Raw genomic sequence first — 14,360 nt, forward strand, 5'->3', positions numbered from 1 at the left:
CACCCGCTATAAACATCCTGCGCGCAACTCCAATAACTTTAATTTTCAACCGCAGGATGTACAACATGAATAATCTTGATAACTTCCAGACTTACCAATGGATGACTGACTCACCACAAATCGACAACTTGTCGCTTTTCGAACTGAGTTTGCCGGGCGCCCATAATGCTGGCTGTGACTGGCAAGCGGGGTATGCACTTATACCAGGCAAAAACTGGCTCGCCTGCCAGGATGTATCATTTTATTCACAACTGAATCGTGGTGCTCGAGCACTCGACGTACGCCTGACTTACGATAATAAAGCGCAAGGACTGGCAAAGTTCCGCTTCCACCACAACGGTTACCTTTCTTCCCGTACGTTTGAAGATCTTGTGCGTGATGTAAAAGCTTTTTATGAAAGAAACATCAATGAATTCATCATTCTGGACTTTCATGAATTGGGCAGCGGCAAGGACGCATTCGATCATTCGGAGTTTCTGGCGTTGATCCTGGAACACTTGGGCGAACGAATGATCCCGACCCGCAATCTGCACCTGACGCTCGGCCAACTCAAAGCGATCAGCCCGTTGCAACGGATCATGGTGGCAGCCCCCATGACCTGGGACACTCAGGACTACCGTATTTATGGAAAAATCCTCCACAAGTGGATCGGTAAGCAGCTTGTCAGTTCTCTTGATCTGCAGAGTTACATCAAAGAAGTACTGAGTACACCCACCAGCACACTTCGCCCGTGGTCGCTGTCGGCAACCAGTTTTTCGATTGGTGGCCCACAGCGAATTCTGGATGAACTCGACGACTGGTTTGACCCGGCCAGATCGGATTGGGCAAAAAAGTGCAACATCATCAATTTCGACTTTATTAAAAATTCGGACATTGTGCTTTTCTGCCAAAAGGTCAATCTGGAAAAAGCCATCGAAAAGTCGCGAAGCACTGTCGACGCTCAGGCCGTTTGAGTGAAGCTGGCGCAAGCCACGGAAAACGAGGCATGATCGGCAGGCGATAATAAAAAAGTAGCTCGCCATGACCCGAACCGCCCGCGTGACCGACCCCTCGTACGAGTTGATGGATGACCATAACGGCTTGTCCATCATCTACCGCCAGCACGGTTTTCCGTGCCCGCTGGTGCGCTGGCATTTTCACAAGGAATACGAACTGCACCTGATCGTCGCCAGCTCCGGCAAGGTGTTCATCGGCGACTACATCGGCAACTTTTATCCCGAAACCCTGTTCCTCACCGGCCCCAACCTGCCGCACAACTGGATCAGCCAGGTGGCCGAGGACGAGGTCGTTGAAAAGCGCGACATGCTGGTCAACTTCACCGACGAGTTGTTCGAGAGTGGCCACCAGGTGTTTGCCGAACTGAAGACCCTGGCGCCCCTGCTGGAACGTGCGCAGTACGGCATCGAGTTCCGCTGCAAGCGCACCATTCGCCAGGCCATGACGCTGATGCAGCGCATCGCCGACAGCCAGGGCATCACCCGCCTCGGGCACTTTTTCATCCTGATGGAGCTGCTGGCGGCCAGTGATGATTTCCAGTTGTTGTCTGGCGCCACCACCCCGCAACTGGCCGACGAGCACAATATCGATCGCACCAACCGGGCCGTCGACTACATCTTCAGCCACTACGCCCGCGATATTTCACTGGAGGAAGTCGCCGAGCACCTGGGCATGACGCCGACCTATTTCAGCCGGGTGTTCAAACAGGCCACCGGGCGCAATTTCATCGAGTTCGTCAACCGCTTGCGTATCAGCAAATCCTGCGAACTGCTGGCCGATGGCGACAAACCGGTGACCGAGGTGTGTTTCGAATCGGGCTTCAACAATATTTCCAATTTCAATCGGCGCTTTCAGCAGCTCAAGGGCATGACGCCGTCGCACTACCGGAGGCTCGCGGTGCAGCGCCTGACTGAACAGAACCACCACTGACACTCCGGACTAATGTGGGAGCTGGCTTGCCAGCGATGCGGCCCTCACTGCCGACATCTTCATTGACTGCCCCACCGCTATCGCTGGCAAGCCAGCTCCCACAGGTTTGCGCATTTGCTGCTGAAACCAATACGCAACCGAAAGCCAAGCACCGCTGAAAACCCCTTCCTTGCGTTTTCGCCGTCAAACACCAGTGCAAAAAAGTATCGATAAAAGTGCTAGGGATGATTTGTCAGCCCTGCGATTGAAGGCTGTAATCAGTGCACATTCTTCCTGCACAGGAAGACACAAAAACAATAACTGTCCTTCTGCCTCGCACCGGGTGCAGAAAAGGAGTGCACGATGCAACCCACTGCAAAAGCTCTGCTTGCCCTCACCTGCATGACCCTCAGCAGCGTCAGCCTTGGCGCCCAGACCCTGACCATCGCCACCGTCAACAACAGCGACATGATCCGCATGCAAAAGCTCTCGAAAACCTTCGAGACCGAGCATCCGGACATCAAGCTCAATTGGGTGGTGCTCGAAGAAAACGTCCTGCGCCAACGCCTGACCACCGACATCGCCACTCAGGGCGGTCAGTTCGACGTGTTGACCATCGGCATGTACGAAGCGGCACTGTGGGGCGCCAAGGGCTGGCTGGAACCGATGAAGGATCTGCCGGCCCGTTACGCCCTCGACGACGTATTCCCGTCGGTGCGTGAAGGCCTGTCAGTCAAGGGTTCGCTGTACGCCCTGCCGTTCTACGCGGAAAGCTCGATCACTTATTACCGCACCGACCTGTTCAAGGATGCCGGCCTGACCATGCCGGAACGGCCGACTTGGGAGCAGATCGCCGGGTTCGCCGAAAAACTCACCCACAAAGACAAAGAGCAATACGGCATCTGCCTGCGCGGCAAGGCTGGCTGGGGCGAAAACATGGCGCTGATCACCACCGTCGCCAATGCTTACGGCGCGCGCTGGTTCGATGAGCAGTGGAAACCGGAATTCAGCGGGCCTGAGTGGAAAAACGCGCTGAACTTCTACGTCGACACCATGAAGAAATCCGGGCCGCCGGGTGCCTCCAGCAACGGTTTCAACGAAAACCTCGCACTGTTCAACAGCGGCAAATGCGCAATGTGGGTCGATGCCAGCGTCGCCGGCTCGTTCGTCACCGACAAGACTCAGAGCAAAGTCGCCGATCACGTCGGCTTCACCTTCGCCCCGCATCAGGTGACTGACAAAGGTTCGGCCTGGCTGTACTCGTGGGCACTGGCGATTCCGACCAGTTCCAAAGCCAAAGACGCCGCCAAGGAATTCAGCGCCTGGGCAACCTCCAAAGAGTACGGCGAGCTGGTGGCCAAAACTGACGGCATCGCCAACGTACCGCCGGGTACTCGCGCCTCGACCTACAGCGACGCCTACATGAGCGCGGCGCCGTTCGCCAAGGTCACCCTGGAATCGTTGAAAGCGGCTGACCCGAGCAAACCGACGCTGAAACCGGTGCCGTACATTGGAATTCAACTGGTGACCATTCCTGAGTTCCAGGCCGTGGGTACGCAGGTCGGCAAGCTGTTCTCGGCGGCGCTGATCGGCCAGACCACCGTGGATCAAGCTTTGGCTGCCGCGCAGCAAACCACTGAACGCGAGATGAAGCGCGCCGGTTATCCCAAGTAACCGCCTCTAAACCTGTGGGAGCTGGCTTGCCAGCGATGAGGCCGGCACCTTCGACATTGCTGTCGGCTGAACTATCGCTATCGCTGGCAAGCCAGCTCCCACAGGGTCCGCGCCGATGTCAGGAATGTTGTCTTTCCTGAACATGTTTCTGCACCCAATGGGTTGTGATCGCCATGAATACTTCAACTGCCAAAGCCCTCCTCGACTTGTCGCAACCTGCGCGCAAAGTCCGCGTACGCAACCCCGGCTGGTTTCTGGTCAGCCCTTCGGTGGCCCTGTTGCTGCTGTGGATGATCGTGCCGCTGGGCATGACCATCTACTTTTCGATGATCCGCTACAACCTGCTCTACCCCGGTGAAAACGAATTCGTCGGGCTGGAAAACTTCACTTACTTTCTGACCGACTCAGGCTTCATGCCCGGCGCGACCAACACGCTGTTGCTGGTCGGTAGCGTGTTGCTGATCAGCGTGGTCCTTGGCGTGTTGATCAGTGCCTTGCTGGAGGCCAGTGAGTTTCTCGGGCGCGGCATCGTCCGGGTCATGCTGATTTCGCCGTTCTTCATCATGCCCACGGTCGGCGCATTGATCTGGAAGAACCTGATCTTCCATCCGGTCTCGGGGATTCTCGCCTACGTCTGGAAACTGTTCGGCGCGCAACCGGTGGACTGGCTCGCCCACTATCCGTTGCTGTCGATCATCATCATTGTCTCGTGGCAATGGCTGCCCTTCGCGATCCTGATTCTGATGACCGCCATGCAGTCCCTCGACCAGGAACAAAAAGAAGCGGCGCGCCTCGACGGTGCAGGCCCGATCGCGATCTTCTGGCACCTGACCCTGCCGCATCTGGCGCGTCCGATTGCCGTGGTGGTGATGATCGAGACGATCTTCCTGCTGTCGGTGTTCGCCGAGATTTTCACCACCACCAACGGCGGCCCCGGCTACGCCTCGACCAACCTCGCCTACCTGATCTACAACCAGGCGCTGGTGCAGTTCGACGTCGGCATGGCTTCGGCGGGCGGCTTGATTGCCGTGGTCATCGCCAACATCGCCGCGATCATTCTGGTGCGGATGATCGGCAAAAACCTGACTGACAAAGCCTGAGGCCTGCCATGACTCTCCAACAATCCCGCCGGCTGCAAAGCCTGCTGCTCGGCACCCTGGCCTGGGCCATCGCGATCGTGATTTTCTTCCCGATTTTCTGGATGGTGATGACCAGTTTCAAAACCGAAATCGATGCATTTGCCACGCCGCCGCAGTTCATCTTCACACCGACGCTGGAGAACTACCTGCACATCAACGAGCGCAGCGACTACTTCAGCTTCGCCTGGAACTCGGTGGTGATTTCCTTCAGTGCCACAGCTTTGTGCCTGTTGATCGCGGTGCCCGCCGCCTACTCGATGGCGTTCTACGAAACCCAGCGCACCAAAGGCACGCTGCTGTGGATGCTCTCGACCAAGATGCTGCCACCGGTGGGCGTGCTGATGCCGATCTACCTGCTGGCGAAGAGTTTCGGCCTGCTCGACACGCGCATCGCACTGATCGTGATCTACACGTTGATCAACCTGCCGATCGTGGTCTGGATGGTTTACACCTACTTCAAGGACATCCCCAAAGACATCCTCGAAGCCGCTCGCCTCGATGGCGCCACGCTGTGGCAGGAAATGGTTCGCGTGCTGCTGCCGATCGCCAAGGGTGGCCTCGCCTCGACCGTGTTGCTGTCGCTGATCCTGTGCTGGAACGAAGCGTTCTGGTCGCTGAACCTGACCTCGTCGAAAGCGGCGCCACTGACCGCGTTGATCGCCTCGTATTCGAGCCCCGAAGGCTTGTTCTGGGCCAAGTTGTCGGCGGTCTCGACCCTGGCGTGTGCGCCGATTCTGATCTTCGGCTGGATCAGCCAGAAGCAACTGGTGCGCGGCCTCTCGTTCGGCGCCGTGAAATGAAGATTGAAAAGCAAAAGATCGCAGCCTTTGGCAGCTCTTACATAAAGCATGCCGTCCCCCTGTAGGAGCTGCCGCAGGCTGCGATCTTTTGATCTTAAAAAAACAACAATGCGGAGGCCCATCATCATGGCCAACCTGAAAATCAAGAATCTGCAAAAAGGCTTCGAAGGCTTTTCCATCATCAAAGGCATCGACCTTGAGGTGAACGACAAGGAATTCGTGGTCTTCGTCGGCCCGTCGGGCTGCGGCAAATCCACCCTGTTGCGCCTGATCGCGGGCCTCGAAGAAGTCAGCGACGGCACCATCGAACTCGATGGTCGCGACATCACCGAAGTCAGCCCGGCCAAACGCGATCTGGCGATGGTGTTCCAGACCTACGCGCTGTACCCGCACATGACCGTGAAGAAAAACATGTCGTTCGCCCTCGATCTGGCCGGCGTGCCGAAAGCCGAAGTCGAGAAGAAAGTCGGCGAGGCAGCGCGCATCCTCGAGCTCGGCCCGATGCTTGAGCGCAAGCCAAAACAGCTCTCCGGCGGTCAGCGCCAGCGTGTAGCGATTGGCCGCGCCATCGTGCGCAACCCGAAAATCTTCCTGTTCGACGAACCGCTGTCCAACCTCGACGCCGCGCTGCGCGTGCAGATGCGTCTGGAGTTGCTGCGCCTGCACAAGGACCTGCAAGCGACGATGATTTACGTGACCCACGATCAGGTCGAAGCAATGACCATGGCCGACAAAGTCGTAGTGCTCAATGGCGGCAAGATCGAACAGGTCGGCTCACCGCTGGATCTGTATCACCAGCCGGCCAACCTGTTCGTCGCCGGTTTCCTTGGCACACCGAAAATGGGTTTCCTCAAGGGCAAGATCGCCCGCGTCGATGGCCAGAGCTGCGAAGTGTCACTGGACGCTGGCACGCGCATCACCCTGCCGTTCAACGCCGCGAACCTGAGTGTCGGCAGCGCCGTAACCCTTGGCATTCGCCCGGAACATCTGGAACTGGCGCAAGCGGGCGACTGCACCCTGCAAGTCACCGCCGACGTTAGTGAACGCTTGGGCAGCGACACCTTCTGCCACGTCACCACCAACGCCGGCGAAGCGCTGACCATGCGCGTACGCGGTGATCTGGCCAGCCGTTACGGCGAACAACTGAGCCTGCACCTCGACCCGGTGCACTGCCATTTATTCGATGCCGAAGGTGTCGCGTTAACCCGCCCGCTGCGCGCTGCGGCCTGATTTCGAGAACTCCCGATGAAACTCAATCAACAAAATCTCCATCGTCTGGCCAGCGAAGTACAACTGCCGGCCTACAGCCTCAGCGATACCCGCCAAGGCATCGCCCACATTGGCGTCGGCGGCTTTCACCGCGCGCATCAGGCGTATTACACCGATGCGCTGATGAACACCGGCGAAGCCCTCGACTGGGCGATTTGCGGCGTCGGCCTGCGCGCTGAAGACCGCCGCGCCCGCGACGATCTCAAGGAGCAGGATTACCTGTTCACTCTGTTCGAACTGGGTGACAGCGACGACACCGAAGTGCGCGTGATTGGTGCGATCCGCGACATGCTGCTGGCCGAGGACGGCGCTCAGGCGTTGATCGATAAACTCGCCGACCCACAGATCCGCATCGTCTCGCTGACCATCACCGAGGGCGGTTATTGCATTGACGACAGCAACGGCGAATTCATGGCGCACCTGCCACAGATTCAGCATGATCTGGCCCACCCAGAGGACCCGAAAACCGTGTTCGGCTTCTTGTGCGCAGCCCTGGAAAAACGCCGGGCGGCGGGCATCCCGGCGTTTACCGTGATGTCTTGCGATAACCTGCCGCACAACGGCGCCGTGACGCGCAAGGCGCTGCTGGCGTTTGCCACGCTGCGTAACAGCAATTTGTGCAGCTGGATCGACGCCAACGTCAGTTTCCCCAACGCCATGGTCGACCGCATCACACCGATGACCAGCACCGCGCATCGCTTGCAACTGGCCGACAAACACGACGTCGACGACGCCTGGCCGGTGGTCTGCGAACCGTTTGTGCAGTGGGTGCTGGAAGACAAATTCGTCAACGGTCGCCCGGCCTGGGAAAAGGTCGGCGTGCAGTTCACCGACGATGTTTCGCCGTATGAAGAGATGAAGATCAAACTGCTCAATGGCAGCCATTTGGCGCTGACGTATCTGGGCTTTTTGAAGGGTTATCGGTTTGTTCACGAAACCATGAATGACCCGCTGTTCGTGCGCTATATGCGTGCTTATATGGACCTGGACGTGACACCGCAACTGGCGCCGGTGCCAGGCATTGATCTGCGGGATTACAAGGACACACTGGTTGCGCGCTTCTCCAATCAGGCGATTGCCGATCAGCTGGAGCGGGTGTGTTCGGACGGCTCGTCGAAGTTTCCCAAGTTCACCATTCCGACGATCAACAGGTTGATTGCTGATGGGCAGGAGACCAAGCGTGCGGCGTTGGTGGTGGCGGCGTGGGCGTTGTATTTGAAGGGGGTGGATGAGAATGGTGATACCTATTCGATTCCTGATCCACGCGCGGCGTTTTTTCAAGCATTGGTGGCGGACGATGCTTTAATGACCCAGCGGTTGTTGGCGGTTGAGGAGGTTTTCGGCACGGCGATACCGCGTTCGGCGGAGTTTGTCGCGGCGTTTGAGTGGTGCTGTAACAGTTTGCGTGAAGAGGGTGTGACGCGGACTCTGGAGCGGATTCTTGCCTGAAAAGCCCCTCACCCTAGCCCTCTCCCGGAGGGAGAGGGAACTGACCGAGTTGTTCTTTCGGAATACATCGACCTGAACGTCCGGAGTCGAACTCAGGATTTGAACAACCCCTGATTTCGATAACCGCAGTCGAACTCAGGTTTTGAACATCCCCCGATCGGCTCCCTTTCCCCCTCGCCCCCTTGGGGGAGAGGGCTGGGGTGAGGGGGTAAGCTCTTGATCTTCACCGCAACCCAACGGGTTCACACATGACAACACAACAACTGTTCCTAGGCATCGACTGCGGCACCCAAGGCACCAAAGCCATCATCCTCGACGCCGCCAGCGGTCAAGTCCTCGGCCAAGGCGCCGCCGCCCACACGATGATCAGCGGCGCCAACGGTCGCCGCGAGCAAGACACCCAACAATGGCTGGAAGCCTTCACTCTCGCCACCCGCCAGGCATTGCTGGCAGCGAATGTCGATGGCCAGTCAATCCTCGGCATTGGCGTATCCGGCCAGCAACACGGCCTGGTCCTGCTCGATGATCAAGGCGAAGTCCTGCGCCCGGCCAAGCTCTGGTGCGACACTGAAACCAGCGCCGAAAACGACCGCCTGCTCACTCATCTGGGCGGTGAAAAAGGCTCGCTGGAGCGCCTCGGCGTAGTCATCGCGCCGGGCTACACCGTGTCGAAACTGCTCTGGACCAAAGAGCAGCACCCCGTGGTCTTTTCGCGCATCGCACGCATTCTATTACCCCACGACTACCTGAACTTCTGGCTCACCGGCCGCGCCTGCAGCGAATACGGCGACGCTTCCGGCACCGGCTATTTCAACGTGCGCACCCGCCAATGGGACTTGCAACTGCTGCGCGACATCGACGCCAGCGGACGCCTGCAAGCCGCATTGCCTGAGCTGATCGATGCACATCAATCTGTCGGCACAATCCTCCCGGCGATTGCCGAACACCTCGGCATCAACCCCGAAGCGTTGGTATCGAGCGGCGGCGGCGACAACATGATGGGCGCCATCGGCACCGGCAATATTCAGCCCGGCGCGATCACCATGAGCCTCGGTTCCTCTGGCACGGTGTACGCCTATTCCGAGGTGCCGAAAGTCAGCCCGGACGCCTCGGTCGCGACGTTCTGCTCGTCCAGCGGCGGATGGTTGCCGCTGATCTGCACCATGAACCTGACCAACGCCACCGGCGCGATTCGCGAGTTGTTCAACCTCGATCTGCAGCAGTTCAACGACCTCATCGCCGAGGCTCCCATCGGCGCCGACGGCGTGAGCATGCTGCCGTTTCTCAACGGCGAACGCGTCCCCGCCCTGCCCCATGTCACCGGCAGTCTGCACGGCTTGACCCTGGATAACCTCACCCAGGCCAATCTGTGCCGCGCCGCCGTCGAAGGCACCACCTTCGGTTTGCGTTACGGGCTGGATTTGCTCCGCCACAATGGTTTACAAAGCCGCAGCATTTGCCTGATCGGCGGCGGTTCGAAAAGCGCGGTGTGGCGGCAGATCGTTGCCGACATCATGAACACCCCGGTGATCTGCACCGAACAAAGTGAAGCCGCAGCCTTGGGCGCAGCGATTCAAACGGCGTGGTGCAAATCCTGGTCGAACGGCCACGAGGACAGCCTCGCCGATCTATGCGAGCGCTGCGTGAAACTCGATTCAAGCAGTGAAACCCTGCCGATCGCCGCCAACGTCGCGGCGTTTCAGCAGGCCTATGAACGCTATCAACAGCATGTCGCAACCCTATAAAGAGCAAACAATTATGTATTTGGTGTGTGGCGAAGCCCTGTTCGATTTTTTCAGTGAAGACGACGCCAGTGGTCTGGCCTCGAAAGTGAACTTCAAGGCGATTGCCGGCGGCTCGCCGTTCAACGTCGCCGTGGGTTTGCGCCGGTTAGGCGTGGATTCAGCCTTGTTTGGCGGGCTGTCCACCGACTACCTCGGCCGCCGCTTGCAGCAAGTGCTGCGGGATGAAGGTGTGTGCCCGGACTATCTGGTGGACTTCGCCGCGCCGACCACGTTGGCCATGGTCGCCGTCGGCGCCAATGGCTCGCCGCACTACAGCTTTCGTGGTGAAGGCTGCGCGGACCGGCAGTTGAGTCTGGCGCATCTGCCGGCGCTGGGTCCTGAAGTGCGCGGCTTGCACATTGGCTCGTTCTCGCTGGTGGTGCAGCCGATCGGCGACACCTTGCTGACATTGGTACAGCGCGAAAGCGGTAAACGCCTGATCACCCTCGACCCGAACGTGCGCCTCAATCCCGAGCCGAACATCGACCTGTGGCGCGAGCGCATCGCGACGCTGGTGCCACTGGCCGATCTGATCAAGGTCAGTGACGAAGACTTGAGCCTGCTCTACCCCGAACAGGACCCGCAACGCGTGATCGAGGGCTGGCTTGAACATCGCTGCCAGATCGTCTTCCTCACCCGTGGCGGCGATGGCGCTACAGTGTTCAGCCGCCAACACGGCACATGGTCAGTCCCGGCCGCCTCGGTAAAGATCGCCGACACCGTTGGCGCGGGCGACACCTTCCAGGCCGCGTTGATCACTTGGCTGACCGAGCACGGTCTGGATTCGGTCGAAGGCGTGCAGCAACTCGCTCGCGAGCAGATCGACGCCATGCTCAGGTTCGCCGTGCAAGCCGCCGCGCTGACCTGCAGCAAGACCGGCCCGGATCTGCCCTATCGTCATCAATTGAGCTGAGCGCGTAGACTGTCGGCCTTTTTGCGCACGACGGGATAACCGCTTTTGAATTACAGGCAGACGCTTGGACTACTGACACTGGCAACGCTACTGAGCGGGTGCGGCACCTCGCCGCCCCGCTCGCCGGAAGACATCTGCGAAATCTTCCGCGAAAAAAGCGACTGGTACGACGCTGCTCAAGTCACGCAAAAACGCTGGGGCGTGCCGATTCAGGTGCCCTTCGCGATCATGTATCAGGAATCCGGCTACCGCTACGATGCCAAAACCCCGCGCAAATACCTGCTGTGGGTGATCCCGTGGGGCCGCGTCTCGACCGCCTCGGGTTATGCGCAAGCCAAAGATGAAGTCTGGGCCGACTATCAGAAAAGTACTGGCCGCGGCGGAGCCGATCGCGAAGACTTCGACGACGCCATCGACTTTGTCGGCTGGTACATGGACAAGACCTACTCGATCAACGGCGTGTACAAGTACGACGCCTACAACCAGTACCTCAACTATCACGAAGGCTGGGGCGGCTTTCGCAACAAGACCTACGCGAGCAAAGCCTGGCTGATGCCGACGGCGCGCAAAGTGCAGAACCGCTCGGATGTGTATGCGCGGCAATATGCCGGGTGTAAGGAAGATTTGAATCGGGGGTTCTGGAGCCGGTTCTGGCATTGGTTGTAGTAGTTCCGGGGTCCCGTGTAGGAGCTGCCGAAGGCTGCGATATTTTGATCTTGTTTTTAACAATCAACGTCAAAAGATCGCAGCCTGCGGCAGCTCCTACATTGGGAGCCGTTACAGAACGGAAAAGCTATAACTCACAATCAACCGTGTCTCATCCACATCCCGGGCAAACTTCTCATAGTTGGTGCGATACGTCGCATTACGCAAACGCAGACTCACATCCTTGAACGTGCCCGTCTGAATCACATACTTCAACTCGCTGTCGCGTTCCCACTCCTTGCCTTCCTGATCACTGCCCAACACCTTGATGTGGTCACCGTTCACATAACGGGTCAGGAAACTCAAACCATTAATGCCAATGGCCTTGAAGTCATAGTCATAACGCAACTGCCAGGAACGCTCCTGCGCGGCAGCGAAGTCGTTGACCTGTACATAGTTGACCAGATACGGATTGCTGCCATCGAGGTACGGCATCGAGTTGTCGCCGTTCATGCGCTGCCAACCGGCGCTGAACGTGTGACCGCTGTGCGCATACGACAGCATGCCGCTCAAGGCGCGGTTATCGATGGAACCGGTCTTGGCATCACCGCTGTCGGCACTTTTCAGCACGCGCAGATCCGCTTTAAGTACACCGCCAGCTAACGGCTGATTTCCCAACAGCCCGACGAAGTGCTGACGATAGATGTCTTCCAGTTCGGCGTAGTGATACTGCGCGGTCAGGCGATCGTTGATCTTGTAGTCGAAGCCGTACATGTCGAAATGGTCGGCGGTGGTGTTGCACGCGTAGCGTTTGTTCTTGCAGTGCACACGGATGTCTTGCGAATCGGTGGAATCCCGCGCGGTGTACTTGTCCAGGCGCGCGGCCATGAAGGTCAGGTCTTTCACCTCTTTAGAGGTGAGCATGGCGCCATTGAACATGGTCGGCAGCAAACGTCCGTCGTTGTATTTCAGCAACGGCAGATCCGGCAGCAGCGCGCCGTACTTCAGCACCGTGTCCGAGACCTTGACCTTGGCGGTCAGGCCCATTTTCGCGTACTGACCTTTCGAGCCGCGCGGGTCGTTGCCGCTCGATGGCAGCAAGCCGCTGTTGCTGCGGTCCGGGCTGGAATCGAGTTGAAAGCCGAGCATGCCCAGCGCATCAATACCAAAACCCACGGTACCTTCGGTGTAGCCCGATTGCAGGTTGAGAATAAAGCCCTGTGCCGACTCTTCACGCTTGGACGCGCCCTGATCGTTCGCGGTGTGCCCATCACGGAAATCGCGGTTGAAGTACACCGTGCGCGATTCGATTTTCGCCGTGGTGTCTTCAAGGAATCCGCTGGCCTGAACCTGTGCGGTAAAACCTGCGCACAGCACAAAGGCTCCGAAGCCAAACGACTGGCGCGGGGTGATGAGGGGAAATGGGGGACGCATGAAAAACTCCAACAATGCAGCGTTTGCGCAAGTGCGCAACAAGCCAGAAAAATAGCTCCCGTCCCGGGTCAGATTGAACCAGGAGAAAGTGAACACGCAGGGGTGAGCGGCAATGATGGCAGATGGCTTTGACGGGCTACAGGCGACTTTAGTCTGAATCTGACTGAGGATTCTTCAACGCTGGGTCGTGGGAAAAGTTGCCGGCAATCAACGCCAATTCGCAACAAATGCCCGGTTTCACTGAGCCAAACACCTCACCTAAGGGTTTTCCCTATACCGCAAACCTGCCAGACCTACGGCTTTTGTGCCTTGAACGAGGCCGCTGAATCCTCCATCATCCGTCACCTGCTTTTTCAACGGACGGAATTCAAGGCATGCTGGACGCCAACGCAACCCACATTACCCTCACGCTTGAAGGCGCCAACGCCGACCTGCAAGTCCTCAGCTTCACCGGTCGCGAAGCCCTCAACCAACCGTTCCGTTTCGACCTCGAACTCGTCAGCGCGCGCCCCGACCTCAAGCTCGAAGAGCTGCTGCACAAGCCCGGCGTCCTGACTTTCGGCCCGACCGGCGAAGGCAAGATCCACGGTCTGGTCTATCGCATCGAGCAAGGCGACTCCGGCAAGACCCTGACCCGTTACAGCCTCAGCCTGGTGCCACAACTGGCCTACCTGCGGCACAACCACGATCAGCAGATTTTCCAGCAACTGACCGTGCCGAAGATCATCGCTCAGGTGCTGGAAGATCGCGGCATTCTTGCCGACGCCTACAGCTTCCAGCTCAACGCCGAATATCCGGAACGCGACTACTGCGTGCAGTACGACGAATCCGACCTGCATTTCATCCAGCGCCTGTGCGAGGAAGAAGGCATTCACTTCCACTTCCAGCACAGCAGCAGCGGCCACAAACTGGTGTTCGGCGACGACCAGACCGTGTTCCGCAAGCTAAAACCGGTGAGCTACCAGCAAGACTCCGGCATGGCCGCCGACAAACCGGTGATCAAGCGTTTCAACCTGCGTCTGGAAACCCGCACCACCCGCGTCAGCCGCCGCGACTACGACTTCGAAAAACCGCAGATCCTCCCCGAAGGCACGGCGAAAAGCACCTTTGCCCCGGACCTCGAAGACTACGACTACCCCGGCCGTTTCACCACCCGCGAGCGCGGCAAGTTCCTTTCCACCCGCGCCCTCGAACGCCATCGCAGCGACTACAAACTCGCCGAAGGCAAAGGTGACGAACCGACGCTGACCAGTGGCCATTTCCTCACGCTCGCCGAACACCCGCGCGCCGAATGGAACGACCTGTGGCTGCTGCTGGAAGTCTTCCACGAAGGCAAACAACCGCAAGT

Annotated in this window: 12 protein-coding genes; 11 read left to right on the forward strand and 1 reads right to left on the reverse strand. The window is 58.5% G+C overall.

Going from position 1 to position 14,360, the window contains the following annotated elements:
- Positions 1 to 65 precede the first annotated feature (65 nt).
- The 10 genes from ACIF4X_RS01825 to ACIF4X_RS01870 all read left to right on the forward strand — a co-directional run bounded on the left by ACIF4X_RS01825 (position 66) and on the right by ACIF4X_RS01870 (position 11,599).
- Positions 66 to 953, forward strand: a complete 888-nt coding sequence (locus tag ACIF4X_RS01825) for a phospholipase (protein WP_397480690.1) — start codon at positions 66 to 68, stop codon at positions 951 to 953.
- Between the two features lie 67 nt (positions 954 to 1,020).
- Entirely contained in the window at positions 1,021 to 1,926 is a 906-nt protein-coding gene (locus tag ACIF4X_RS01830) for an AraC family transcriptional regulator (RefSeq protein WP_397480691.1), read from the forward strand.
- 342 nt (positions 1,927 to 2,268) lie between these two features.
- Positions 2,269 to 3,579: an ABC transporter substrate-binding protein gene (locus tag ACIF4X_RS01835; protein ID WP_397480692.1), complete on the forward strand. Its 1,311-nt coding sequence runs from the start codon at positions 2,269 to 2,271 to the stop codon at positions 3,577 to 3,579.
- Positions 3,580 to 3,752: 173 nt separating this feature from the next.
- Positions 3,753 to 4,679, forward strand: a complete 927-nt coding sequence (locus ACIF4X_RS01840; RefSeq protein ID WP_397480693.1) for a carbohydrate ABC transporter permease — start codon at positions 3,753 to 3,755, stop codon at positions 4,677 to 4,679.
- Positions 4,680 to 4,687: 8 nt separating this feature from the next.
- Positions 4,688 to 5,518 (forward strand): carbohydrate ABC transporter permease, encoded by an 831-nt coding sequence (locus ACIF4X_RS01845; protein ID WP_034154211.1) that lies wholly within the window; start codon positions 4,688 to 4,690, stop codon positions 5,516 to 5,518.
- A 126-nt stretch (positions 5,519 to 5,644) separates the two neighbouring features.
- Positions 5,645 to 6,748 (forward strand): ABC transporter ATP-binding protein, encoded by a 1,104-nt coding sequence (locus ACIF4X_RS01850; RefSeq protein ID WP_397480694.1) that lies wholly within the window; start codon positions 5,645 to 5,647, stop codon positions 6,746 to 6,748.
- A gap of 15 nt (positions 6,749 to 6,763) precedes the next feature.
- A complete protein-coding gene (locus ACIF4X_RS01855; protein WP_397480695.1) occupies positions 6,764 to 8,236 on the forward strand; it encodes a mannitol dehydrogenase family protein in 1,473 nt (490 codons plus the stop codon).
- Between the two features lie 248 nt (positions 8,237 to 8,484).
- The gene (gene xylB / locus ACIF4X_RS01860) at positions 8,485 to 9,981 is read left to right on the forward strand and encodes a xylulokinase (RefSeq protein WP_397480696.1); all 1,497 of its coding nucleotides are present in this window, start codon (positions 8,485 to 8,487) and stop codon (positions 9,979 to 9,981) included.
- Between the two features lie 13 nt (positions 9,982 to 9,994).
- A complete protein-coding gene (locus ACIF4X_RS01865) occupies positions 9,995 to 10,933 on the forward strand; it encodes a carbohydrate kinase (RefSeq protein ID WP_397480697.1) in 939 nt (312 codons plus the stop codon).
- Between the two features lie 45 nt (positions 10,934 to 10,978).
- A complete protein-coding gene (locus ACIF4X_RS01870) occupies positions 10,979 to 11,599 on the forward strand; it encodes a hypothetical protein (protein ID WP_397480698.1) in 621 nt (206 codons plus the stop codon).
- Between the two features lie 111 nt (positions 11,600 to 11,710).
- On the opposite strand, the gene ACIF4X_RS01875 is transcribed toward ACIF4X_RS01870, so the two are convergent.
- Positions 11,711 to 13,012 carry an OprD family porin gene (locus tag ACIF4X_RS01875; protein ID WP_397480699.1) on the reverse strand — a complete coding sequence of 434 codons (1,302 nt, stop codon included), beginning with the start codon at positions 13,010 to 13,012 and terminating at the stop codon, positions 11,711 to 11,713.
- A gap of 374 nt (positions 13,013 to 13,386) precedes the next feature.
- Between ACIF4X_RS01875 and tssI the strand changes: the two genes are divergently transcribed.
- Positions 13,387 to 14,360: type VI secretion system tip protein TssI/VgrG (tssI, locus tag ACIF4X_RS01880; RefSeq protein WP_397480700.1), on the forward strand; the 974-nt coding region annotated here is incomplete at its 3' end.

Origin of the sequence: Pseudomonas sp. NPDC085632, from assembly GCF_044541255.1 — a bacterium.
Lineage (GTDB): Bacteria > Pseudomonadota > Gammaproteobacteria > Pseudomonadales > Pseudomonadaceae > Aquipseudomonas.

Bases quoted from the DNA above. Each gene is read 5' to 3' on its own strand.
- ACIF4X_RS01825 (WP_397480690.1), top strand. From the start codon at position 66: ATGAATAATCTTGATAACTTCCAGACTTACCAATGGATGACTGACTCA.
- ACIF4X_RS01830 (WP_397480691.1), top strand. From the start codon at position 1,021: ATGACCCGAACCGCCCGCGTGACCGACCCCTCGTACGAGTTGATGGAT.
- ACIF4X_RS01835 (WP_397480692.1), top strand. From the start codon at position 2,269: ATGCAACCCACTGCAAAAGCTCTGCTTGCCCTCACCTGCATGACCCTC.
- ACIF4X_RS01840 (WP_397480693.1), top strand. From the start codon at position 3,753: ATGAATACTTCAACTGCCAAAGCCCTCCTCGACTTGTCGCAACCTGCG.
- ACIF4X_RS01845 (WP_034154211.1), top strand. From the start codon at position 4,688: ATGACTCTCCAACAATCCCGCCGGCTGCAAAGCCTGCTGCTCGGCACC.
- ACIF4X_RS01850 (WP_397480694.1), top strand. From the start codon at position 5,645: ATGGCCAACCTGAAAATCAAGAATCTGCAAAAAGGCTTCGAAGGCTTT.
- ACIF4X_RS01855 (WP_397480695.1), top strand. From the start codon at position 6,764: ATGAAACTCAATCAACAAAATCTCCATCGTCTGGCCAGCGAAGTACAA.
- xylB (WP_397480696.1), top strand. From the start codon at position 8,485: ATGACAACACAACAACTGTTCCTAGGCATCGACTGCGGCACCCAAGGC.
- ACIF4X_RS01865 (WP_397480697.1), top strand. From the start codon at position 9,995: ATGTATTTGGTGTGTGGCGAAGCCCTGTTCGATTTTTTCAGTGAAGAC.
- ACIF4X_RS01875 (WP_397480699.1), bottom strand. From the start codon at position 13,012: ATGCGTCCCCCATTTCCCCTCATCACCCCGCGCCAGTCGTTTGGCTTC.